Source organism: Alphaproteobacteria bacterium (assembly GCA_024244705.1).
GTDB lineage: Bacteria > Pseudomonadota > Alphaproteobacteria > JAAEOK01 > JAAEOK01 > JAAEOK01.
In genome coordinates this window covers 18,618-40,377 of sequence record JAAEOK010000086.1, presented here as the reverse complement: position 1 = coordinate 40,377, position 21,760 = coordinate 18,618, and the positions used below count along the sequence as shown (strand labels likewise).

At 60.1% G+C, this 21,760-nt stretch carries 25 protein-coding genes and 1 pseudogene; 5 read left to right on the top strand and 21 right to left on the bottom strand.

What is annotated here, in order from left to right; all coding sequences use genetic code 11:
• A partial coding sequence (locus GY791_17090) for a hypothetical protein (protein ID MCP4330141.1) occupies window positions 1-245 on the bottom strand: 245 nt, incomplete at its 3' end.
• Between the two features lie 94 nt (window positions 246-339).
• Between GY791_17090 and GY791_17085 the strand changes: the two genes are divergently transcribed.
• Both GY791_17085 and GY791_17080 read left to right on the top strand, forming a co-directional pair.
• Complete coding sequence (locus GY791_17085; protein ID MCP4330140.1) at window positions 340-636, top strand: hypothetical protein; 297 nt, start codon at window positions 340-342, stop codon at window positions 634-636.
• A 150-nt stretch (window positions 637-786) separates the two neighbouring features.
• Complete coding sequence (locus tag GY791_17080) at window positions 787-1,350, top strand: hypothetical protein (GenBank protein ID MCP4330139.1); 564 nt, start codon at window positions 787-789, stop codon at window positions 1,348-1,350.
• A 15-nt stretch (window positions 1,351-1,365) separates the two neighbouring features.
• On the opposite strand, the gene ccoS is transcribed toward GY791_17080, so the two are convergent.
• From ccoS to ccoN, 8 genes are read right to left on the bottom strand one after another with little or no spacing between them, the layout of a single operon-like run.
• Window positions 1,366-1,539 (bottom strand): cbb3-type cytochrome oxidase assembly protein CcoS, encoded by a 174-nt coding sequence (ccoS, locus tag GY791_17075; GenBank protein MCP4330138.1) that lies wholly within the window; start codon window positions 1,537-1,539, stop codon window positions 1,366-1,368.
• Window positions 1,536-3,965: a cadmium-translocating P-type ATPase gene (gene cadA, locus GY791_17070; protein MCP4330137.1), complete on the bottom strand. Its 2,430-nt coding sequence runs from the start codon at window positions 3,963-3,965 to the stop codon at window positions 1,536-1,538. The genes ccoS and cadA overlap by 4 nt, the downstream gene beginning before the upstream one ends.
• A complete protein-coding gene (locus GY791_17065; GenBank protein ID MCP4330136.1) occupies window positions 3,893-4,384 on the bottom strand; it encodes a FixH family protein in 492 nt (163 codons plus the stop codon). The genes cadA and GY791_17065 overlap by 73 nt, the downstream gene beginning before the upstream one ends.
• Window positions 4,381-5,850, bottom strand: a complete 1,470-nt coding sequence (gene ccoG / locus GY791_17060) for a cytochrome c oxidase accessory protein CcoG (protein ID MCP4330135.1) — start codon at window positions 5,848-5,850, stop codon at window positions 4,381-4,383. The genes GY791_17065 and ccoG overlap by 4 nt, the downstream gene beginning before the upstream one ends.
• 39 nt (window positions 5,851-5,889) lie before the next feature.
• Window positions 5,890-6,759 (bottom strand): cytochrome-c oxidase, cbb3-type subunit III, encoded by an 870-nt coding sequence (gene ccoP / locus GY791_17055; protein MCP4330134.1) that lies wholly within the window; start codon window positions 6,757-6,759, stop codon window positions 5,890-5,892.
• A gap of 3 nt (window positions 6,760-6,762) precedes the next feature.
• A complete protein-coding gene (locus GY791_17050) occupies window positions 6,763-6,915 on the bottom strand; it encodes a cbb3-type cytochrome c oxidase subunit 3 (protein MCP4330133.1) in 153 nt (50 codons plus the stop codon).
• A 9-nt stretch (window positions 6,916-6,924) separates the two neighbouring features.
• Window positions 6,925-7,656, bottom strand: a complete 732-nt coding sequence (gene ccoO / locus GY791_17045; protein ID MCP4330132.1) for a cytochrome-c oxidase, cbb3-type subunit II — start codon at window positions 7,654-7,656, stop codon at window positions 6,925-6,927.
• Window positions 7,657-7,665: 9 nt separating this feature from the next.
• Window positions 7,666-9,129, bottom strand: a complete 1,464-nt coding sequence (ccoN, locus tag GY791_17040) for a cytochrome-c oxidase, cbb3-type subunit I (GenBank protein ID MCP4330131.1) — start codon at window positions 9,127-9,129, stop codon at window positions 7,666-7,668.
• 137 nt (window positions 9,130-9,266) lie between these two features.
• Here ccoN and GY791_17035 point away from each other — a divergent pair, with 137 nt between their 5' ends.
• Complete coding sequence (locus GY791_17035) at window positions 9,267-10,037, top strand: sulfite exporter TauE/SafE family protein (GenBank protein ID MCP4330130.1); 771 nt, start codon at window positions 9,267-9,269, stop codon at window positions 10,035-10,037.
• 182 nt (window positions 10,038-10,219) lie between these two features.
• On the opposite strand, the gene GY791_17030 is transcribed toward GY791_17035, so the two are convergent.
• Window positions 10,220-10,798, bottom strand: a complete 579-nt coding sequence (locus tag GY791_17030; GenBank protein MCP4330129.1) for an OsmC family protein — start codon at window positions 10,796-10,798, stop codon at window positions 10,220-10,222.
• A 301-nt stretch (window positions 10,799-11,099) separates the two neighbouring features.
• Here GY791_17030 and GY791_17025 point away from each other — a divergent pair, with 301 nt between their 5' ends.
• Complete coding sequence (locus GY791_17025) at window positions 11,100-12,056, top strand: AraC family transcriptional regulator (protein ID MCP4330128.1); 957 nt, start codon at window positions 11,100-11,102, stop codon at window positions 12,054-12,056.
• Window positions 12,057-12,299: 243 nt separating this feature from the next.
• On the opposite strand, the gene GY791_17020 is transcribed toward GY791_17025, so the two are convergent.
• Window positions 12,300-13,139, bottom strand: a complete 840-nt coding sequence (locus GY791_17020; protein MCP4330127.1) for a universal stress protein — start codon at window positions 13,137-13,139, stop codon at window positions 12,300-12,302.
• On the bottom strand, window positions 13,136-13,666 hold the full coding sequence (locus GY791_17015; GenBank protein ID MCP4330126.1) for a hypothetical protein: 531 nt from the start codon (window positions 13,664-13,666) through the stop codon (window positions 13,136-13,138). Before GY791_17015 ends, GY791_17020 begins: the two co-directional genes overlap by 4 nt.
• 243 nt (window positions 13,667-13,909) lie before the next feature.
• Between GY791_17015 and GY791_17010 the strand changes: the two genes are divergently transcribed.
• Window positions 13,910-14,599, top strand: coding sequence for a cyclic nucleotide-binding domain-containing protein (locus GY791_17010; GenBank protein ID MCP4330125.1), 690 nt, complete (start codon window positions 13,910-13,912; stop codon window positions 14,597-14,599).
• A gap of 222 nt (window positions 14,600-14,821) precedes the next feature.
• On the opposite strand, the gene GY791_17005 is transcribed toward GY791_17010, so the two are convergent.
• The 9 genes and pseudogenes from GY791_17005 to GY791_16965 form a co-directional block, all read right to left on the bottom strand.
• Window positions 14,822-15,415, bottom strand: a complete 594-nt coding sequence (locus GY791_17005; protein MCP4330124.1) for a hemerythrin domain-containing protein — start codon at window positions 15,413-15,415, stop codon at window positions 14,822-14,824.
• A gap of 104 nt (window positions 15,416-15,519) precedes the next feature.
• Window positions 15,520-16,908: an aspartate aminotransferase family protein gene (locus tag GY791_17000; GenBank protein MCP4330123.1), complete on the bottom strand. Its 1,389-nt coding sequence runs from the start codon at window positions 16,906-16,908 to the stop codon at window positions 15,520-15,522.
• A gap of 51 nt (window positions 16,909-16,959) precedes the next feature.
• Window positions 16,960-17,142, bottom strand: a complete 183-nt coding sequence (locus GY791_16995) for a hypothetical protein (GenBank protein ID MCP4330122.1) — start codon at window positions 17,140-17,142, stop codon at window positions 16,960-16,962.
• Entirely contained in the window at window positions 17,142-17,675 is a 534-nt protein-coding gene (locus GY791_16990) for an adenine phosphoribosyltransferase (protein MCP4330121.1), read from the bottom strand. The genes GY791_16995 and GY791_16990 overlap by 1 nt, the downstream gene beginning before the upstream one ends.
• Before the next feature lie 111 nt (window positions 17,676-17,786).
• A pseudogene (locus GY791_16985) lies at window positions 17,787-18,524 on the bottom strand (adenine phosphoribosyltransferase).
• A gap of 33 nt (window positions 18,525-18,557) precedes the next feature.
• Complete coding sequence (locus GY791_16980) at window positions 18,558-18,995, bottom strand: nucleoside deaminase (GenBank protein MCP4330120.1); 438 nt, start codon at window positions 18,993-18,995, stop codon at window positions 18,558-18,560.
• 30 nt (window positions 18,996-19,025) lie between these two features.
• Window positions 19,026-19,841 (bottom strand): creatininase, encoded by an 816-nt coding sequence (locus tag GY791_16975; GenBank protein ID MCP4330119.1) that lies wholly within the window; start codon window positions 19,839-19,841, stop codon window positions 19,026-19,028.
• Between the two features lie 33 nt (window positions 19,842-19,874).
• On the bottom strand, window positions 19,875-20,657 hold the full coding sequence (locus GY791_16970; GenBank protein MCP4330118.1) for a creatininase: 783 nt from the start codon (window positions 20,655-20,657) through the stop codon (window positions 19,875-19,877).
• Complete coding sequence (locus tag GY791_16965) at window positions 20,654-21,760, bottom strand: ABC transporter ATP-binding protein (protein ID MCP4330117.1); 1,107 nt, start codon at window positions 21,758-21,760, stop codon at window positions 20,654-20,656. Before GY791_16965 ends, GY791_16970 begins: the two co-directional genes overlap by 4 nt.

The window sequence follows — 21,760 nt, the reverse complement described above, 5'->3', positions numbered from 1 at the left end:
GCCAACGGCACGAAGATGTCGAGGTTGCCTTCCTGCGCGCTGCCGAACTGGCCGCCGGGCGCAATCCACGGTCCCCACTTGTCCTGCGCAGCCGCCTCGTCCACCGGCAGCTGCGCCGCCACCGCCACCGTCGCCGCGCCGACCAGCAACGTGGTCTTCAGCGAGGCCGCCGGGCGGGCGCTCGAAATCTTGCTCGGAATGTTGGAAAGGTTGGCTAGCTTGGCGTCGTCAACGCGTGCGGCCATTTGGGCGGCTCCCCTTGCTCGCGCCGCGGCCCATCGTCATGGGGCGCAGCGACATTTGCTCATCGCGCACCGATCCGCAACGCAGGAAGATCGGATGCACATCACCATTCCGCGCATTCGTGACGCGGCCTTTTTCCCACTTTCTCACCACGGCGCCGAAAATTCCACACCATTTACGGAAAAGTTGGCTCGTAATGTCATTTTAGGAGCGAGTTGTTGCAAATTTACAACAGAAACCCGGCGAGGCGATGTCATTTCGTCGTTCCGGGCGCGCCGCGACGCCTTGGTGACGCGGGGCAGACACGGGATCCCGGGTCGCCAGGATGACGAAGGACGCCGCACCGTTGCACGCTGCGGCCCTGCTTTCGGCAAAAGCGGGCGCTTGGAATGACGAAATGCCGGGTGTCGGGGACGACGATGGCGAACCGTCCGCCACATCCAGGAAACCTGTGGATTTTGCTGTTTCGGCTCTTGTAGCGCTCGACGATTTGGTCCAATCTGCGGCCGCTCAACAAACCGCTACAAGGGGCCGGACGGACGCATGAAAGCCTTTAAATTCATCATCTTCCTCTCTTTCCTCGGTTGCTTGGCCGTGGCGCCGTCGCTGGTCGACACGGCGGCGATGGCGCAGACCGAAACCGAGGTCAAGTTGACCAAGCGGGAAAAGATCAAGAACTGGACCTATCTCTGCTTCGAGCGCGCCGCCAAAGAGGGGGCCGACCCCGTTCGTTTCTGCCGCATCAACACCCAGCTGTGGGCGCAGGGTGAGCAGCAAAAGCGGTTGATTATAGCGGTCATCGTTCGACTGGCTGGGGAGCAGAAAACCCCGGTCATGACCCTCCGCATGCCTCCAGGCCTGGTCGTCGGCGAAAAGGTGCGGATGCAGGTCGATGAACAGCCGGCGCTGTTGTCGCCGCCGGTCGAGTGCCGCAAGGTCGAATGCCGCACCGAGATGTCGATGAGCGACCAGCAAATCAAGCAGATGCAGGCGGGAACCCAATTCAAAGTCACCTTCGCCGGGCCGGAGAAGAAGGCGTTTCGGGTCGACGTGTCGCTGCTTGGGTTCACGCGCGCCATTAAGACACTGCGCCAAGCAGGGATCTGACCGCTACCGAGTTCCCTAATCGTCCTCCTTTGGGCCCAACGGCCGCTCGTCCTCGTCATCGAACAGAATGCGATGGGCGGCACCGTCGAGATCGTCGAACTGACCTGACCGCAACGCCCAAAGAAAGGCAGCGAGGCCGATCCCGCCAAGCAGCAGCGCGACGGGGATGAGATAAAGCAGGCCGGTCACGATGTGTTCCCCTTTGCCAAACGCAGGGCGTTGCCGATAACGAGCAGCGACGATGTCGACATCGCGATCGCAGCGACCAGGGGCGTGGCCAGTCCGGCGACGGCGAGGGGAATGGTCACCGCGTTGTAGAGGACGGCGAAACCGAGGTTCTGGCGCACCAATCGCCCGGCCCGACGCGCGACGTCGATGGTCTCGACGACCGGCCCGAGACGATCGCCCTGGAACACGATATCGGCGGCATTCTGGCTGATATCCGCCGCCGTCGAAGGCGACATCGAAACATCGGCGGCGGCCAGGGACGGCGCATCGTTGAGACCGTCACCGACCATCAGCACGGCGTGTCCGTCGTGGTGATGGGTTTCCAGTTGGCGGACCTTGGCCACCGGATCACAGCGCGCCATCCAGCGCCGTATACCCAAACGCTGTGCGATATCGGCGACCGCGCGACGGCGGTCGCCAGAAAGCAATACGACGTCAAGGCCCCGCTTTTGCAAGTCCGCCACGACCGACCCCGAATCGGTCCGCGGACGGTCGGCGAACGCGAAGCGGACCGGGGATTCGTTCGGTTTCCGCAGCCACACCTCGGGACTTTCCCGTTCAAGCAAATCGGTCGCATCGCAAAATTCATGGCTGCCGAGACGCACCTCGCCCTCCGCGGTGTCTAAAATCAATCCGCCACCCGGTACCTCGCGAACGCCTTCCGCTACCGTGGTCAACGGCGTCGCCCGAACCAACGCGCGCGACAGGGGGTGTCGGCTGGCCAGCGCCATCGACGCCGCCAACCTAAGATCGGCCGAGGCATAGCGGCGCGTGTCGATGAGGTCGAGCCGGCCCTCGGTCAGGGTCCCCGTTTTGTCGAAGACGACGATATCGACCTTGACCAAGCGCTCGAGCGCCGTGCCCGATTTGACCAAAACGCCCCGGCGCAGCAGGCGCCCGCAAGCGATTACCTGCACCGCCGGAACGGCCAACGCCAACGCACAGGGACAGGTGATGATCAGGACGGCGACCGCATAAAGCAGAGCCACCTGCCACGAGGCCTGGCCGATCACCATCCACCCGACGAAAGTCGCCAGCGCCAGCCCGTGAACGACCGGAGCATAGAGGCGTGCGACACGATCGGCGAGGCGAACGTAAGTCGCCCGTCCCTGCTCCGCCGCCTCCATCATGCGTACGATTTCGGCGAGCAGCGTATCGTCGCCGGCGGCGGTGACCGAGATCCGCAGCGGTTCACCGAGGTTGACCGTGCCGGCAAAGACCAAATCGCCGCGGGCCACATTGGTCGGCAGCGACTCGCCATCGATCAGGCTGGTATCGACATCTCCGCCACCGTCGAGGACGCGGCCGTCGGTCCCGATCCGCTCACCGCAGGCAACCAGAACAGTCATCCCGGGGCGCGCTTGACCAGGTGAAATCGTGCGTTGGGTGCCGTCGCTCTCGAGAACCCGAATCGCGCGCGCCGACAATGCCAGCAAGTGCGCGGCCGCCGACCTGGCTTGCCCACGGGCGCGACTGTCCAGGTAGCGACCGATGAGCAGGAAGAACAGCAGCGCGGCCGCGGAATCGAAATAGACATGCAAGCCGCCGGTCGCAGTCTCCCAGAGGCTCATCCCGGTGGCAAGGACCACGGCCAGGGAGATCGGCACGTCCATATTGACCCGCCCATGACCAAGCGCCGAAAGCGCCGAGTGAAAGAATGGCCGCCCGGCATAGCCGATCGCCGGGAGTGCGATCAGGGCCGACACCCAATGCATCAGCTCACGGGTCGCAGGCCCCATGTCGGTTCCCGCCCACACCGCGACCGACAGCAGCATGATATTGCCGGCGGCAAAGCCGGCGACCGCCAGGGCGCGCAGCAGGGCCTGGTCGCGGGTGTCGGTGGCCGCCTCGAGACGGATTGGATCGAACGGCGCCAGGCGATAGCCGAGCGCGGCGATTCGGGCGACCAGATCATTGGCCTCGGCTTTGTCCTTCTGCCACCGGAGGGTGAGGCGGCGCGTGGTCATGTTGACCCGTGCCCAGGTCACGCCGGGCACTTTGGCCAAGGCCGATTCGATCAGCCAGACGCAAGCCGCGCAATTGATCCCATCGACCATCAGGTTGAGGCCTTGTTCGTTGCCCTTGTCCTCGACATGGGCGCCGTAATCGATGGTCGGCGAATCCGCGTCCGGCCGTAACGGACGCGCGTCAGAGCCATGGTCGCGACGTTTGTAAAACGCGTCGAGATCGAGCTCCGCTATGACATCAAAGGCGGCGGCACAGCCGGCGCAGCAGAATCGGTCGCGCACCGCGCCATCGCCGTCGAGCGGCAGCCCGCAATGGGCGCAGGCGGCAACCGGTGGGGAGTTCGCGGCTAAGACAGGTGCAGGCGTCGCGTCGATTGATGCCGGCGGCCGTCCTTGGTCACGTCGAGTCGGAGGTCCCATTGTCCTGGCAGTGGCAGTTCGATTTGTGCTCCGTAGAGTCCGTTGCCTCGTGGCGCCAGCGTCGTCGCGATGTCCGCATCGTCATGGGTCGGCCGGAGGAAGGCGGCTTCGACCCGGGCATCGGAGATATCGCGTCCAAACTGGTTTCGAATTCGTACCGCAAGCGTGGTGATGCCGTCGGATCGCCGATCTACATCGAGGGCGACCTGCCACCCAAGCGCGGCTTGGGTTCGCGCCGCCTCGATCTGATCATTGTACGCCAAACCATTCCGATAGGCACTGTCCGTCGTCAAGCCGCTCCAGCTGCCGATGGCAAATCCGACCAACACGGCATTTACCCCGAAGACGACGCAAAAGAAAGCGACGAAAGTCCATGGGATCCATCGGTCCGATGCAAAAAACCGCTGCCAGCCGTTCATTTGTCAGGACCCCGGAACACGGTCTTGTAGCGCGTGGTCTCGCCACTCCACGGGGCCTCGACAATGAAGACCAGATCCGTCGACTCCGAGGCGACGTCGTCGCGCGGCACGGTAACAAAAACCCGATAGGTGGCAACATCGTCCTGGCCGACCTGCAAGCGGGCGTTGGTTCCGGTGCCGGTCGTTTGCCCGGATACATCGAGGCGCGCGTCGGCAATGCCTTCGATGCTGACGTCAAAGGCACGCGCGGGGTTGCGCATGTTCGAGATTTTCAATGTGTAGCCGTTGCGGATGCTGCCGTCGGACATCGGAATGAAAAGCGGCGAACGGTCGTGCAACACATTGACATGGAGGCTGGGCCGGGTGATCAGCGTCCCAATCATCACGGCAGCGGCGAGCGCCATGATCGAGGCGTAGATGAGGGTCCGCGGGCGCAGCAGTTTGTAGCTAAGCTCCTTGCTTTCGGCGCGGTTGATCTGATTGAGCGTTGTGTCGAACATGATCAAATCGCGCGGCCGCCCGACTTTCTCCATGACCGCGTTGCAGGCGTCGATACACAGCCCACAGCCGATGCATTCGAGCTGGTTGCCATCGCGAATGTCGATACCGGTCGGACAGACGGTAACGCATTGACGGCAGTCGACGCAGTCGCCCCGCCCCTCCCACGACTGTCCTTGGCGGTGCCGGCCTCGCGGTTCGCCGCGCCAGTCCTCATATGTCACGACCAATGTATTCTCGTCGAACATCGCGGCCTGGAACCGCGGCCATGGGCACATATAGGTGCAGAGCTGTTCACGCGCCCATCCCGCCAAGGTGTAAGTGGTGGCAGCGAACAGGCCGACAAAGCCATAGATCGCCAGGGAAGCCTCCCCGGTCAACAATTGCGGCAGGACGGTCGGCGCGTCGTTGAAATAGAGAATCCAGGCCCCGCCGGTGAAGATGCCAATCAGGATCCAAGCCCCATGTTTGAGGACTTTCTTGATGACCTTGTTACGAGAGAGTGGCTTCTTGTCCAACCGAATACGGGCGTTGCGGTCGCCCTCGATCTTGCGTTCGACCCACATGAAGAGATCGGTCCACACCGTCTGTGGGCATGCGTAGCCGCACCAGACCCGTCCCAACAGGCTGGTCGCCAGGAACAGCCCGACGGCGCCGAAGACCAGGAGTCCGGTGATGTAGTAGACCTCATGGGGCCAAATCTCGATAAAGAAGAAATAGGCCCGCCGGGCGGGTAAATCGATCAGCACCGCCTGGTCGGGCATGCCCGGCTCGCGGTCCCAGCGCAGCCACGGCACCGTGTAATAGATGCCGAGCAGGACGATCAATATGATCCATTTGAATCGACGCAGTGGGCCCTTCACGTCCTTGGGGTAGACGCGGTTGCGCGCCTCGTAGAGCGGGGGCTTGCCGTCGGCCTTGAACGAGCGGACGTCGTCGACCGGGATGCCGGTCTCGGTCGCGGTCATCGACGCGGTGGTGGTGATCGCGTCCATGACTGGCGCGATTTATTGGCCGCCGCCGAGTGCATGCACATAGACGGTGAGCATCTTGATGGTCGGTCCATCCAGCCGATTCACCCAGGCCGGCATCATCCCGGCGCGCGAATTGCGGATCGATTCGACGATATCGGCCTTTTCGCCGCCGTACAGCCAAATCGGATCGGAAAGATTGGGGGCCCCTAGTTCGGCCATGCCTTCGCCGGCCTCGCCATGGCAGGCCGTGCACTGTTCGGCGAATATTTCGGCACCGGCGCCGGCAGCCTCGGCATCCTCTTCGCGCCCGGATAGCGAGAGAACGTATTCCGCCACGTCGTTGATCTGCTCCCGCGACAATATCTCGAGGGCGCCGAAGGCCGGCATCTCGCTCGATCTGGTCTCGTCGTTGTCGGCCCGAATCCCATAAAGCAATGTTTGATGAATATCGTCGAGCGACCCACCCCAGATCCAACTGTCATCGACCAGACTCGGATATCCGACGGCCCCCGCCGCGCCGCTGCCATGGCAGGGTGCGCAATTGTCGGCGAAAGCCGTGCGCCCGCCGGCCATTGCGAAATTGAACAGCGCCTGTTCCGCCCGGACCTCCTCGGGAGATACGGCGTCGATGCGGTTGAGAAATTCGGCCTGGGCCGACCGCGCCGCGGCAATATCCGTCACGACCGCCTCGCGGCTGTTGTAGCCGAGGACGCCCCCGGTATAGCCGCTGAGACCCGGAATCGACGGGTATAGAATGTAATAGACCAAGGCCCAGACGATCGTGGCGTAGAGGACGTACAGCCACCACTTCGGCAGCGGACGGTTCAATTCCTTGATACCATCCCACTCGTGCCCGGTCGTCTCGATTCCCGTAACACTGTCCTTTTCGATTTTTGTCGGCATTGCCTAGTCCTCCGACTCTTCCCGAAACGGGATTTCCGCGTCCCGCTGAAAGCGTTTGCGATTGCCCGGCCAGAATGCCCAGGCGACGATGCCGAGAAAGATCAAAACCAGCCACACAACCCACAAGCTGCGCAGGGCTTCGTAAATCTCGCCCATGGGTCGCGCCTACTGTTTGAGCTGTTCCGGCTCCACGGTGGAGAAATCCACCATGCGGCCGAGAATCTGCAGGTAAGCAATGACGGCGTCCAATTCGGTAATGCGATCGGGGTCACCGTCGAGGGGCCCGATGGCTGCCTTCGGATAGCGCGCAAGCAGTGCGTCGGGATCGCCGTTTTCCGGGTCCGCCTGGTTGATGACATCGTCGCGTGCGTTGGCGATCATGTCGTCCGTGTAGGGCACGCCAACCGCGACATTGGCCTCGAGATGCGCGGCGATATCGGCGATCTCCAGGGAGCGGGAGGCGAGAAACGGATAACCCGGCATGATCGATTCCGGCACCACGCTGCGCGGATCCGTCATATGCGCCGCATGCCAATCGTCGGAGTACTTGCCACCGACCCGCGCGATGTCGGGCCCGGTACGCTTCGAGCCCCATTGAAACGGGTGATCGTACATGCTCTCGGCGGCGAGGCTGTAATGGCCATAACGTTCGGCCTCGTCGCGGAACGGCCGGATTTGCTGGCTGTGACAGAGGTAGCAACCTTCGCGGATGTAGATATTGCGGCCCATCAACTCGAGTGGCGTATAGGGCCGAACACCCTGAACCCGCTCGATCGTCGATTCGATCGTGTAGAGCGGAACGATTTCCACCAGACCGCCGATCGAAACCGTGATCAACGTCAACACCAACATCAGGATGACATTGGTCTCGACCTTTTCGTGACTGAACCTGGCCATGGCGTCCCCCTACTCGGCGGCCGCGGCGACGGTCCGCGGGTCCAGATAGGGCCGCTCGTCACGCAGGTCGCCGCGTGCGGTACGCCACAGGTTGTAGACCATGACCAACGAACCGAGCAGGAACAACACCCCGCCGAGCGCACGAATGATATAGAATGGATGCATCGCCTGCACCGTTTCGGCGAACGAGTATTGCAGAAAACCGAGGCTGTCATAAGCACGCCACATCAGCCCCTGGGTGATGCCGGATACCCACATCGAGGTGATGTAGAGGACGATGCCGATGGTCGCGATCCAGAAGTGAAGACTGACGAGACGCAGGGAATAGAGCCGCTCGCGATTCCACAACCGCGGCACCAAGTAATACATGGCGCCGAAGCTGACGAACGCGACCCATCCGAGAGCCCCGGAATGAACGTGGCCGATCGTCCAGTCGGTGTAATGGGACAGGCTGTTCACGGCCTTGATCGACATCATCGGCCCTTCGAACGTGGACATCCCGTAGAACGCCACTGAGGTCACCATCATTCGCAGGATCGGGTCGGTGCGGAGCTTGTGCCAAGCGCCGGAGAGCGTCATGAGGCCGTTGATCATCCCCCCCCAGGACGGCATCCAAAGCATTATGGAGAATGTCATGCCAAGGGTCTGCGCCCAATCGGGCAACGAGGTGTAGATCAGGTGATGCGGGCCGGCCCAGATGTAGAGGAAGATCAGCGACCAGAAATGAACGATCGACAATCGGTATGAATAGATCGGCCGGTCGACTTGCTTTGGAATGAAATAATACATCATCCCGAGGAACCCCGCGGTCAGGAAGAAGCCGACCGCGTTGTGCGCATACCACCACTGGGTCAGGGCGTCCTGGACACCGGAGAATAGCGAATAGCTCTTGGTGCCGAAGAACGAGACCGGCACGGCGAGGTTGTTGACCACATGCAGCATCGCGACAGTGACGATGAAGGCGAGGAAAAACCAGTTCGCGACATAGATGTGGGGCTCCTTGCGGCGCATGATCGTGCCGACAAAGGCAACCAGATAGAGGACCCACACGATCGTGAGCCATATATCGACGTACCACTCCGGTTCCGCGTATTCGCGCGACTGGGTTACGCCGAGGACATAGCCCGAGGCGGCCAGGACGATAAATAGCTGATAACCCCAAAAAAGGAAGCTGGCGACGGTGTGCCCGCCCCAAAGCGGAGCCCGGCACGTCCGCTGCACGACATAGAGGGATGTTGCAAAAAGCGCGTTGCCGCCAAAGGCAAATACGACCGCCGAAGTATGGACCGGGCGGAGTCGCCCAAATGTCGTCCACGGCAAATCCAGGTTGAGCAGCGGGAAGGCGAGTTGGAACGCGATAACCACCCCGACCAGAAACCCGACGACACCCCAGAACACGGTGGCAATGACGAACAAGCGGACAACGTCTTCGTTATAACGCTCCGCGCGCCCGGCAACGGCCACATTGGTCATCGCAGTACCTCCCCCTTAAATCGGCGGCCCGCCGGTAACGCGGCGGGCCGAAAACGGCCGAAAGATCGCAGTGAAACTGGGCTCCATCATTGATCTAGGTCAAAGCCACACGGCGCAGACGTGGCATTTCTGGGGCCATGTTCGATGCCCTGCCCGGTGGCGATTTGGTCGCTGCTGCGATCGCTTTTTGTCGCGAACTCGGTTCGAACAGCAATTCGTTATTTGTCGCCATGGGTCTGGCTGGATTGGCCGGCGGGTTTCTGCACTGTTCAGGCATGTGCGGCCCTTTTGTCCTTGCTCAGACCGCTGGTGATCATGCTTACGGCAGCAAGAACTCGCTTGGTGAATGGCGCCGTTTGCAAGGCGCGATATTGATCCCCTACCACCTTGGTCGAGCTACGACTTATGCCGTCTTTGGTGGTATCGCCGCCAGTCTGACGTCCCAAATTCATGGCGTCGCCGCATTTCGGTGGCTGGCGGCCGCACTGCTGTTGACGGCGGCAATCCTCTTCGCATCACAGGCTTGGAACGGAGCCATGGCCACGTCGGGCCAAAACGGCGCACTGACGGCGCCATGGCTGCGACCCTTGACTCGTTTGGCGGCACCCTTGGCCCGTGGCCGGGGCGTCGGTCGGCGCTATGGCCTGGGCGTTGCGCTCGGGTTCCTTCCCTGCGGAATGATCTATGCCGCACTGGCAGCAGCAGCCGCGACCGGGGATACGTTTCGAGGAGCGGCGGCGATGACCATATTCGCAGTGGCCACAATTCCAGCCCTTGTCGGCGTCGGCTATGTCGGAAGCTTCTTCGCCCGTCGCTGGAGAAGCGTGACCCGAATTTTTGCGTCTGCCCTATTTGCCGCCAATGCGATGTTTCTGACCATGCTTGCGTGGACATCTCTGCCGCATTAGGCGGCGGAGTCAGAGGTCAGTCACAAACAGACTGAGCATCAACTTAATGAAAGTTGCGGACCGACCTCGATTCCGGACGCGAGTCGACGAATAGTCCCTTTATTCGCGGTCCCGTAGCCCCGTGGTCGTAGAGTATCGATACCTCTCTTCGTCGGTTTCGTCACTCTGACTCCGTCGGAACGCTAGGCTCGTGAAACTGACCCCTCGATGTTGATGGTCTCGGCCATCATCCCGTGCACCGGCGAGTAGTGGCAAAGCTTGTCGATGGTCTCCATCTCTTCGTCGCTGACATCGCCACTGACTTTGACGTCGTATTCGATGGTGCCAAGACATGAGCCGTGCTCCTCGGGCCCTTTGACGGCGAACAACACGCGAGGATCGACGGTTGTCCGAATGGTGATCTCGAGACCTGTCGTGTCGATTCCCAGCCGGGCGGCGTTGAGCGTAATGGAGTTGATAAGGCATGCCGCGGTAGAGGCAAGCGCCATCTCCACCGGTTCCATGCGGTCGGTTGCTCCTTCCATCCCGATCATGTCTTCGACCTCCCGCCAGGCTCCGAAGGGGAACGTGTAGTGGCGAGTCGGACGATCGATAACATCATCATCGACCGCGAAGCGGCCAACATGGATCATGCTCCGTCCGGCTTGGCCCTCGTAAACAGCCTTGGCCTCCAGGTGCAGTTTTCCCTTGTCCGGATTGTTTTCGAGGAAGGTGCGAAAATCTTCGAGTTTGTCGAGGTTGATACTTTCGCGGGTCGCCATTTGGGTCTCCTTAAGATTGAGAATTGGGATGGGCTTTTGCATTACTCGCGGTCGAGGATGTCGGCAGTTAGTGACCTAATAGCGGTCAAGTTGAGCAACCGACTCAACTGCATTTCCGCTATCAAGTGAATTGCATTGAAGAATAAACAATCAACTTTTCTGTTTCCTTGTTTGCTGCATATTGTTTTTTCCTTTGGTGTAATTCCGTGCGATACTGCGTAGCAACAATACTACTTCCCTATAGGTGCCTTATGGTCAATGACCCGTCCCCTATCGTAAATTTTCCTTCCACACCGCCATCATGTTGACTTTCGACCAACTATGCGGGGGGCTGGAAGCCGAGGTTTCGGCCTTTGCCATTTGCGAAGTACGACAGGACGCAACCTTCGTTCTTTCGGAAGATGAACATAGCGCCATTCACTACGTCCTATCCGGTACGGGGTCGGCCTGGCGAGACACTGGCGAGTTAACAGAGCTTGTGCCGGAAACGGTCATGATCGTGCCACCGGGCACGCGCCTGACCATCACCGCCGATCCGGAACGGAAATTCAATTTTGTCGAGCCCAAGTGCGAACCGCTCGCCGGCGGTTGGGACCTATTGACGGTGGGGGATGGCCCGCCGGGCCTTACGCTGGCGTGTGGATATGTGCACGCACACTATATGCAAGTGACGAAACTGTTCGACTATCTCCGTGCTCCATTGATCGAAAACGTGAGTGAGGTCAAATCCTTCCGGGAACCTTTCCACAACCTGCTGAATGAACTGGCGGAGCCACAGCCTGGCACCAAGGTTCTGGCGGCAATGCTCATGAAACAGTGCTTGATCTCGCTGCTTCGCGTTCAGTCGGAGACGACCGGCGAGTGTTTTGTTCCATGGCTCGCAGCTCTCGGAAACCAGTCGCTCGGCCGCGCCTTGGCGGCCATGCTCGATTCACCGGAGGCCAATCATACGCTGGAAAGTTTGGGAAACCTTGCCGGCATGAGCCGTGCCGCATTCGCCGAGCGTTTCAAAGAGGCCTTTGGCCGAACCGCGATCGATTGCTTAAAGGAGATTCGACTTCGTCGCGCCGCACATCTGCTGACCGCGACCGACCTCCCGATCAAGACGATCGCAATTCGAGTAGGCTTCGAAAGTCGCAGCTACTTCTCGCGTGCGTTCAAGGATTTCGCCGGCATAGACCCAGCCGGATTTCGAGCCAATCCTGACTCGGGATCCCTCAAGGAAAGTGGCGAACGCGACTTTTCGATGTCTGCCTAGGGGTCTATTTCCCCTCTTCAGCAACTCGACAGAAGAGAAATGGACCGGCCTATTCTTTCGGCGGTTCGCCCCTGAGATCGTCGATCTGCGCAGCTCCATCATATGCTGGAGCTAGCAAGGATTTTCCAGAGTGACGGTCCGCGCTCCGAGAAATGCCCTTGTATTTCCACACCAACAGGCGATTTCTGACCATGTTTGTCTGGACAAACTTGCGCTCGCGGTTATCGACCGAGACGACAGGCGTCAGTGCGAGAAAAGAACCGGCACCGTCATATGTTCGAGCAGGTGGCGGGTGGCTCCGCCGAGAATCATCTCGCGAAAACGCGAGCGGCCGTAACCGCCCATGACGATCAAATCGGCGCCGACGTCCGAGGCTCGCGAAAGTATGACATCGCCGACATCGATATCGTTGGCATAGGTCGGTGCGGCCTCGACCTTGATGCCGTGACGCGCAAGTTGGTGGGTGATATCGGCACCCGGTAGATCGCCAATGTCGGGCGTCCCACGGCCCGGATTCACGCTCACCACCGAAACCTTTTGGGCGGCGGTAAGAATCGGAAGGGCATCATAGATCGCGCGCGTCGCTTCGCGGCTTGCGTTCCACATGACCATGACGCTCTTGCCAACGTGATCGAGGGCCCCGACGTATGGCACGACCATGACCGGTCGCCCGGCCTCGAGGATCACGGTACCCGGAACTTCCATCGCAGGATCGGCCGGTCCGACCAAGTCGGGGTCGGGCTGCCCAACAATGACCAAGTCGGCATAGCGCGCGACTTCGGCAACGCGATCGGCCGGCGGTCCCTCAGCGGTCATCGTCTCGTATGAGAGACCTGCGGTCTTCGCGGCCTCGTCGAACTCGTCACAGGCTGCGGTCGCGGCATCTTCCGCTAAACGCTGTTGGTTATCATAGAAGGCTCCGCCGATATGACCGGCCATGTAAGTCGGAACGAAAGGCGGCGCGATAACATAAAGGCCGGTGACGTGCGCTTCATGACTAGAGGCAAGATCGAACGCGACCTTATACCGTGACGTTGCATTCTTGGCATCATCGAGCTGTACGACAATGTGCTTGAGTGTCATTGAGGCCCCTCCAGATCGAATAGATTGAACTTGTCCTTCAATTGGTCGCCGCCGCGGTCGTCGGTACCGCGAAAACGCACTGATTCGCGGTCGAAACCGGCATCATTGAGCAGCTTGATCATCGGCGAGCTTGCTTCATCGTGAAAGGACACCCGTGTCGGAATGCAAATATGGACCTGAACGCAATTGTTGTCGCGTCCCAATCGATTGGCGGCGGAGACAAGTTTCGCCAGCGGTTCACCGATCGGTAGCAACTCGAGCACGACAAAATGGTCGCAATTCAGGACGCGGCCGACCAAACCGTCATCGACGATCTTGAACGAAAACAGGCCGTGCAAATAACCGCTTTCATTCTCGACCGCGACAATTCCCGAATTCACGCGAGGCAGGCGGACGTCCTCGATCTGGATCCGCGCAAACCGAGTCCAATCTTCGAGAGAAAGGTCGGCAAACGCCGCTTGGATCAGCGGATAGGCCCGGCAAATGTCGGTAGCGGTCAGGTGGCGGGCCCGATATCCACATAACATTCTACGCATCCCGTAAGATCTGCCGCGTCGCAGCGCTCGTCAGGCATAGTGAAACCCGCCGCCTTGCCTTGCTTTGATATAGGTCAACAGCGTCATCGCTTTCAAAGCGATCCCAAAGACCCTACAATGACGAAGATTCGATAAGTCCCGCCCAGGAGATATCGAGTGAAACCTAACTCGGCCGATCCACTGAAGCCCGCAAGGGTGAATACGCAACCGGATAATCCTTGCGCGGCATGCGGTGTGCGGGAACTCAGCGTCTGTGGCGCGCTTCAGGGATCTGAGCTCGACCGCCTTAATGCAATCGTGACGCACACGACCGTCGGCACGGGTCAGGTCGTGTTCTACGAGTCGGATCCCGCGGCGCATCTTTTCGTCATCGTCGAGGGCTGCGTCAGGTTGTATAAGCTGTTGGCCGATGGCCGGCGGCAAATCACAGGCTTTCTATTCCCCTCCGACTTCCTCGGCCTCGCCCACCAGGACCTTTACGCCTACACGGCCGAGACGGTTTCGCCGTCACGGCTATGCCGTTTCGACCGAGGGCGGCTTGAAGCGTTGCTCCAGGAACTCCCGCATCTCGAAAAACGGCTTCTCGGAATAGCATCGAACGAGCTGGCCTCGGCACAAGATCAGATGCTGCTCCTCGGCCGCAAATCGGCCGAGGAAAAAATCTTGACGTTTCTGTACCTGTTGTCCCGGCGCGCCTATCTCAAAAGCCAATCACCGAACACGGTGGAACTGCCGATGAGCCGCAGCGATATCGCCGACCATTTGGGTTTGACGACGGAAACAGTCAGCCGTTGCATTACGCGGCTGCGCGGGAACGGAATCATCAAATTCGACGATCCCCATCAGATTGCCATTGCGGACTGGCCCCGGTGCATGGAGCTGGCTGGCGTCGAGGACGGCCTGGAACCGAACACCGCGGCGTAGACCGGATTGATTGACCTAGAGGTCACAGCGGGCCAAATGTCCGCCTGGACGCTCCAAGGGGCCGGTGGAGAGCGATCGGAGGCGCGCGAAAATGGTGGAGTTCGAAAGTTGGATTGTCGGTATCTTGTTGTCGTTGGTCGGGCTTGTCGGATTGTTCATGGCCAGCCGCGCGCAGGATGACGGATGATAGCCGTGCATCAATTCGATGGTGCCGGTGATCGATCAGGAACGTGGCGGCCATGCGCGCCCGAAACCGTGTGGCGCCGGGACGCGTGATGAAATCTCGGTGAACAAGGTGCGATAGCGATGCGTCGGCCCTTCGCCGAACAACGGATCCTCGTTGGCCGCAAAAGCATCTTCAATCGCAACCCAGTCTTCCTCGGTAAGGACGCTCTTCGCGCGGCTGAAGATTTCATCTTCTTCCTTCATCGCATGGCTGCGTTCGAATTCGACATAGGCCCTGATCGCATCGCGAAGTCGCGGCAACGCGGGCGCGCCATTCGATCGATAGTCTTCGAGCGCGGTCCGCATCTTCGCCAGCATCGACGGTTCCATCCGGTGCTCTGCCTCCAATGCGTCGATTGCTACGGCCGCCCCGGGGTCGCGTTTTCTTAGGGCCGCGAACAGGTAGGTATCTTCCTTTGGGTGGTGGTAGCGGTCGAGGTAGGAACCAAGGTAATCGAATATCAGGTCGAATACCGCCAAGTCCGGCAACAGATCGTTCTTGGCGACATCGTCGACAAGGCTTTCAAGGCAATTCAACAGGGCCCTCAGATTGCGATGTTCCTGCTGGATGATGGCAAGGGCGTGCGGCATTGCTTCGGATTTCGTTGGCTGCGTGAATCCTGTTCTGCCTTCATCGGCGCCGCATTGATGCAGGTCAAATCGCGCGGCCGCGCGATGGGTCGGTTAGGAGCCAATCATCCGGCGATGGTGCGCGCCTCTGCCAAATCAGCGGCCAATTCGTCGAGCGCCCGGCCGAATCTTTCCATCATGTCATCGATCTGGGCCTCGTCGATAATCAGCGGCGGCGAAAACGACACCACATCGCCAAGCGGACGCGTGATGAGTCCGTGCTTGAGACATAATTTTTCGATTTTCTGTGCCACCGCGAACGCAGGATCGAAAGGCTGCTTGGTTTCCTTGTCGGCGACGATTTCAACGCCACCAAGGAGTCCCATCACGCGCACCTTACCGACAAGGGGGTGGCTGGCGAACTTGTTTAGACCGTCGACGAAACGCGGTGTGACCCGGCGAATATGGGTGAGAATATCTCGCTCCTCGTAGATTTTCAGGGTCTCGACCGCGACCGCGGCCGGCACCGGGTGGGCCGAGTAGGTGAAGCCGTGACCGAAACCGCCGAGTTTCTCGCTCTCCATAACCAACGCGGCGTAGATCGGGTCGGATACCAAGAGGGCGGAAATCGGCTGATAGCCGCCCGACAACGCCTTGGCGAGTGTCATCATGTCCGGCTTCATGCCGAAAGATTCGCTGCCGAACATCGTGCCCAGTCGGCCGAAGCCGCAAATCACCTCATCGGCGACAAGAAGGATATCGTATTTGCGTAACACCGCTTGAATTTCGTCGAAATAATTGCGCGGCGGAATTAGAACGCCGCCGGCGCCCATGACCGGCTCTGCGAAAAAGGCCGCAACAGTCTCCGGATCTTCGCGAAGGATAAGGTCCTCGAGATTCTGGGCAAGCCGCTTCGAGAAATCCTCCTCGCTCTCGCCGGGTTCGGCGAATCTGTAATGGTCGGGGCAATCGGTATGGAGAATGCCCTCGATCGGAAGGTCGAAATCCCAATGATTCCGAGGCACTCCGGTAACACTGGCGGCGGCGACCGTGGATCCGTGATAGGCCTTGAAGCGACTGATGATCTTCTTTTTTCGGGGTCGATCGAGAGCGTTGTTGTAGTAGCGGATGACCTTGACGGCGGTATCGTTCGCTTCCGAACCGGAATTCGCGAAGAACGCCTTGGTCAACTGTGGCGGCGCCATCTCGACCAGACGTTCGGCCAATTCAATTCCCGGACTTGTCGCCTTGTGGCCGAAGCTATGATAGCAGGGCAGCTTCTTCATTTGATCGTAAGCGGCCTCAACCAGTCGTTGCTCGCTAAAGCCAAGCGAGGCGTACCACAGACTGGCAACGCCCTCGATATAGCGGTTACCCGCATCGTCGTAGACGTAGATTCCCTCGCCCCGTTCGATGATCAAGGGACCTTCGTCCTGGTGAACCTTGAGATTGACGTAAGGATGTATCGAATAGGCGATGTCTTTGGCGCTTGCTGAATTCAATCGTGCTGTCATCTTTCATCGCTCCTCGTCGTCGATAACGGCAATCGGCTCAGGGCGCCGCCGTCATCGATCGCTCCAGTCGATCTGAATGTCCCATATCGGCGGCAATTCCGACAGGATGATCTCGGTCTCAATTTGCGTCGCACAGCCGGGACAGAAATAGGCGCGAAATGCCATCTCGTCATCGACATAGTCGGCTGGATTTCCCCTCACCGGCGACAGCACAATTACCGGGAGTGGGCGCATCAGGTTTCACTGCGATCGGGCAAGTAGCATTCCCAGTCGAAGTCGTCGAAAAAATCGGGGCGCCCCGAGTCGATCTGGTCCTGCAATGTGGTCCCGGGAAGAACAAGAGTGGAGCACTTGTATTTTTCCCGCAGCGCCTGGGCGCCGTGTGTTTCCTGCAAACAGACGGTGGCGATGCCAGCGACAATGCCGCCTTGCCGCTCAACAAGGTCGATGGCGGCGGCCATCGTGCCACCCGTTTCGATCCACTGATCGACCAGCAACACACGCGTTCCCGGGTGGAACGCCGGTTTGCGCAGCTCCATACTTCCGCTGCGGCCGGTGTAATTCGAGAATTCGGCAACATCGACGTCGACCGGCATCTTGCCGGCCTTGCGGATGGTGAGAAACCCTTTCCCGAAGCGCGCGGCAATCGCAGCGCCAAGGACGAAGCCCATGGCATCGGGACCGGCCACGACATCGAACTCGCCGCGATCGAACGGTGCGACAAGATCGTCCAAGATCGCATTGAACGACCGGGCGTTGATGTACATGGTCGATGGGTCATTCCAGGTGATGACGCCCGGCCGTACATTCGGCGCGATCCGATAAAGGTACCAACGATCGCCGCGATCACCGTTGGGATCTGTCGTCAGCAGTTCGGCGTCGCCGTCGGCGCGCGCACCGGCAATTACCCGACGCAGCCGGTCGCCATCGATATTGTAGAAGTCGCCCGGAAAATCGATCCCCGTCGCGATCAGGATGGCATCGACATGTGGGGCGTATTCCATCACGTTGTCGGGCGTTACCCCCGACGCGATCGCCAGTGCCTGATCGCCGCACCCTGATCGAAATGCGGCGATTTTCGCCAACTCGGCTTCCTCCCCCGTCGCCGGACCCGAAGTTGTGACGACATCCATATAGGCCGTGGCGATCTCGGCTGCGCGACCATGCTGTTCGGCCTCTACCGGACGCTGTTTCTTGAAGGCGGTGCCGCCGAAATAGAGACCGGTCCAGCCGCTATCGGCGCGTGTTCCGGCGATCTCATCCGCCTCAACCTGATCGTCTCGGCGCTCATCGATGCGCGCGTTGTCGGCCCAATAGGCGTCGACGACGACTCCCTCGCGCTGCAAACCGCCGAGCACGGGGAACGCATCCTTTCCGGTGACGCCGAGAAAATTCACGCCGAGCCAGAGCGCCGGGAACTTTTCCCGCACGTCCCGCAGAATTGGCACCATTTCGGTCTCGGCGAAATCGTGATTGATCAAGAAAACGCCTTGAGCGCCCTCGCCGCACGCGATCCGAATGTTTCGCAATGCCTGTTCCGCAGTCGCGACATGGATGACCGGAAGAATGGCCGGCCCCAGGCATTTGAAAGCTTTCTTGAAGTCATGCCTATTCATTCTGCCACCATCTCCGCTCCCTTGATGCCGCGGTCAATCCGCGGTGACCTTGGCCCAAAGGTCCGATTTCTCGGTCATGAAGCGCTGCAACAGCGCGATGCACTCGGCGCTGTCCTCGACGACGACATCGACGCCACGTGACCGCAGCCATTCGACCTCGCCAGGATAATTGGTCGCGTCACCGATTATCATCTTCGGAATTTCGTAAAACAGGACCGCACCCGCACACATCGGGCACGGCGACAGGGTCGTGTAGAGCTCACAATTGCGAAAGAAACGACGGCCGCGGCGACCGGCGGATTCCAATGCATCGTTTTCGGCGTGCAGGAGGTTGCTGCCCTTCTGTTCCTGACGATTGCGTCCGGCGGACACGATTTCGCCATCGTGGACCAGGACCGAACCGACGGGGACGCCGCCCTCATCGAAACTTGCCGTGGCCTCGTCGTAGGCAGCTTGCATGAACCGGTTCATCGTCATTTTCGCCTCCATCGAACTACGCGATCATTGCCTCGCATTCTGGTCCCGTGGGCCGGCTCGGTCGGTGAGGGAAAATTCGCCGGCGAGCGCACCGGAAATGCCGTCGACGAAACGGTCGAACAATAATTTGCCCTTCTCCGCCGTCGCCCCTTGTGCCGAAGCGAGCACGCCGGTGGGCGAACCCCGTTCCGGATCCGCGGGAAAAACATCATAAGGCGGATACTCGATCGGCGGATGGTTGGGAACCCGATCCATATGAACGAGCTCCGGACACAAATGGAGCAGCACCGACGTTGTCATCACGCCCGCGTGCTCGAGGGGCCAGCCGGGAAATCCGTCAGGAAAAACCTCGTCCAAGGTTTCTTCCGAGGTGAACTCGAAATAGCGGATCTTGATAATCTTCATGTCGTCGACACCTTCCGCGCGCAACTCGCGAAGGGCGAGGTCGATGCCCTCGATCAAGAACATCTCGTTCTCGTAGTGCGAATCCATAATTGCCATGCGACGCACGCCATGGCGGGAGAATTCCTTAACGATGTCGCGGGTCAATCGGATCAGCGTTTCGCCATCGAGGCTCGTCGTGCCAGCGAAGTGGTTTCCGCCGCCGGTGCGGTCCTGTGACTTGTAGCCGTAGGAAATCGCCGGCGCAACCATGCCACCAATTCGCTCTGCGACGGCGGCGGAGATCGCCTTCGGAATAATCGTGTCGGTTGCGAGCGGTGTGTGAGGCCCGTGCTGCTCGAGCGATCCGGCGGGCAATATGACGAGCGGGTTCTCCTCCCGTACTCGCTGATCGTAATCGGTCCACGTCATCTCCTCGATCAATACGCGTCGGCTCATTATTCTTCCTCCTTGATGCAGGCAGCCTCGACGCTACGACTCCAGCCTGAATTCCTCGCGTAGTGCAGACGAGATCGAATCGACGTACTCGTCCAGCATGAGCTTTCCTTTTTCGGCGGTCGCATCCTTCGCCGAAGACAATGCGCCGGAGGACGGAATCCTACTGGGATCGACTGGATAGACGTCGTAGGGCGGAAAATCGGCCGGCGGATGAAGCGGAACCTTGTCGAATTCGACCAGCTCCGGATAGAGGTGGAGCATCGTCGACGTCTCCATCACCCCGGCATGCTCGAGGTTCCAACTTGGGAAGCCGTCGGGGAAAACCTTTTTCAGGGTTTCGTCGGAGAGAAACTCCCAATAGCCCATGTGCACGATTTTGAGATCGTCGAGCCCCTGGGCGTACAGGTCTCGCAACGCCAGGTCACAGGCCTCGATCGTGAACATCAGGTTTTCGGTATGGCCGACAACAATGGCAACCTTGCGGACCCCATGGCGGGCAAATTCCCGGACGATGTCCCGCGTCATCATTGTCAGCGTCGCGCCGTCCAGGCTGGTGGTCCCCGGGAAGTGATTGCCGCCACCGGACTTGGGCTGAGATTTATAGCCGTAACACAACGGCGGCGCCGCCAAGGCTCCGATCTTCTTAGCAACACGGGCGCAGGCCTCCGTTGGGATCAGCGTGTCACAATTCATGGGCAAGTGCGGACCATGCTGTTCCAACGCGCCGACCGGCAACAACACCGGCGTGTCGCCGCCGCGAACCCGCTCCTCGTATTCCATCCACGTCAGGTCGGATATCCGTTCGTTATGGGTCATCGGACATTTCCTTTGCGTTCCCCCGGCAGGATATAGGTGTGTTCGGCCCGCCAACCGGCGATCAGCGAAACGCCCCGCGACATTTCAAGCGCGTCGGCTTCGTGTTGCTGAAGTTGAACACGGAATTCGGACTCCCCGCCCGTATCGAGATAAAGAGTGACTACGGCACCGACGAACTGCTCGCTGATGAGCGTGCCGCGTATACGGTTCTCGTCGCCACCGCCGGTCGTCGACAACGAAATGCGATCGGCACTGACAACCAGGTCGACCGTATCGCCGACCTTCAGGGTGCCAACCTTGGACGCGGGTGCGGCCAGTGTGCCAAATCCGGTATCGACCATTGTCCGATCGTCCTCCAGGCCACGCACCGTCCCGGCGATGACATTGTTGGCGCCCACGAAGTCGGCGACGAATCGGTTGGCGGGGGCCCGATATACTACTCGCGGTGAGCCCACTTGCTGGACCTGGCCGTCGCTCATGATCACGACGCGGTCGGCCATGGCGAAGGCCTCCGACTGGTTGTGCGTGACATAGCAAAAAGTGATGCCGAGTTGGTCCTGGAGCTGGCTCAACTCGGATTGCATGCGAACCACGAGGTGCGCGTCGAGCGCGCTCAACGGCTCGTCCAAAAGAAGAATCTCGGGTTCGGTGACCAAGGCCCGCGCGAGCGCTACGCGCTGTCGTTCGCCCCCGGACAAACGATCCACTTTCCGGTCGCGGTGGCTTCCGATGCCAAGCCGCTCAAGCCAATTCAAGGCCCGCTGCCGCCGCTCCGAACTTCCGATTCCCCGCATCCTAAGACCGAATTCGACATTCTTCACGACGCTCATGAACGGAAACAGCGCCAGACTCTGCCAGACCAAGGGCGTATCGCGGTCCCATGGCTTGACCTCGTTCATTCGGCGCCCGCGAAGTCGAATCTCGCCATCGCTGGGCGTCTCAAGACCGGCGATCATGCGCAGCGTGGTCGTCTTGCCGCAGCCGCTCGGGCCCATAATCGCGACAAACTCGCCTTCGCTAATCTCAATATCCACTTCGCGTACGGCGGTGATGCTGCCGAAACGCTTGGCGACGCGATCGAGAACGAGAAGAGGCTCCGACAT

Excerpts from the sequence above, each read along its gene's own strand:
- GY791_17085 (MCP4330140.1), top strand. The coding sequence starts at position 340 with ATGCACATCACCATTCCGCGCATTCGTGACGCGGCCTTTTTCCCACTT.
- GY791_17080 (MCP4330139.1), top strand. The coding sequence starts at position 787 with ATGAAAGCCTTTAAATTCATCATCTTCCTCTCTTTCCTCGGTTGCTTG.
- cadA (MCP4330137.1), bottom strand. The coding sequence starts at position 3,965 with ATGGGACCTCCGACTCGACGTGACCAAGGACGGCCGCCGGCATCAATC.
- GY791_17065 (MCP4330136.1), bottom strand. The coding sequence starts at position 4,384 with ATGAACGGCTGGCAGCGGTTTTTTGCATCGGACCGATGGATCCCATGG.
- ccoG (MCP4330135.1), bottom strand. The coding sequence starts at position 5,850 with ATGACCGCGACCGAGACCGGCATCCCGGTCGACGACGTCCGCTCGTTC.
- ccoP (MCP4330134.1), bottom strand. The coding sequence starts at position 6,759 with ATGCCGACAAAAATCGAAAAGGACAGTGTTACGGGAATCGAGACGACC.
- GY791_17050 (MCP4330133.1), bottom strand. The coding sequence starts at position 6,915 with ATGGGCGAGATTTACGAAGCCCTGCGCAGCTTGTGGGTTGTGTGGCTG.
- ccoO (MCP4330132.1), bottom strand. The coding sequence starts at position 7,656 with ATGGCCAGGTTCAGTCACGAAAAGGTCGAGACCAATGTCATCCTGATG.
- ccoN (MCP4330131.1), bottom strand. The coding sequence starts at position 9,129 with ATGACCAATGTGGCCGTTGCCGGGCGCGCGGAGCGTTATAACGAAGAC.
- GY791_17035 (MCP4330130.1), top strand. The coding sequence starts at position 9,267 with ATGTTCGATGCCCTGCCCGGTGGCGATTTGGTCGCTGCTGCGATCGCT.
- GY791_17030 (MCP4330129.1), bottom strand. The coding sequence starts at position 10,798 with ATGGCGACCCGCGAAAGTATCAACCTCGACAAACTCGAAGATTTTCGC.
- GY791_17025 (MCP4330128.1), top strand. The coding sequence starts at position 11,100 with ATGTTGACTTTCGACCAACTATGCGGGGGGCTGGAAGCCGAGGTTTCG.
- GY791_17020 (MCP4330127.1), bottom strand. The coding sequence starts at position 13,139 with ATGACACTCAAGCACATTGTCGTACAGCTCGATGATGCCAAGAATGCA.
- GY791_17015 (MCP4330126.1), bottom strand. The coding sequence starts at position 13,666 with ATGTTATGTGGATATCGGGCCCGCCACCTGACCGCTACCGACATTTGC.
- GY791_17005 (MCP4330124.1), bottom strand. The coding sequence starts at position 15,415 with ATGCCGCACGCCCTTGCCATCATCCAGCAGGAACATCGCAATCTGAGG.
- GY791_17000 (MCP4330123.1), bottom strand. The coding sequence starts at position 16,908 with ATGACAGCACGATTGAATTCAGCAAGCGCCAAAGACATCGCCTATTCG.
- GY791_16995 (MCP4330122.1), bottom strand. The coding sequence starts at position 17,142 with ATGCGCCCACTCCCGGTAATTGTGCTGTCGCCGGTGAGGGGAAATCCA.
- GY791_16990 (MCP4330121.1), bottom strand. The coding sequence starts at position 17,675 with ATGTACATCAACGCCCGGTCGTTCAATGCGATCTTGGACGATCTTGTC.
- GY791_16980 (MCP4330120.1), bottom strand. The coding sequence starts at position 18,995 with ATGAACCGGTTCATGCAAGCTGCCTACGACGAGGCCACGGCAAGTTTC.
- GY791_16975 (MCP4330119.1), bottom strand. The coding sequence starts at position 19,841 with ATGAGCCGACGCGTATTGATCGAGGAGATGACGTGGACCGATTACGAT.
- GY791_16970 (MCP4330118.1), bottom strand. The coding sequence starts at position 20,657 with ATGACCCATAACGAACGGATATCCGACCTGACGTGGATGGAATACGAG.
- GY791_16965 (MCP4330117.1), bottom strand. The coding sequence starts at position 21,760 with ATGTCGGAGCCTCTTCTCGTTCTCGATCGCGTCGCCAAGCGTTTCGGC.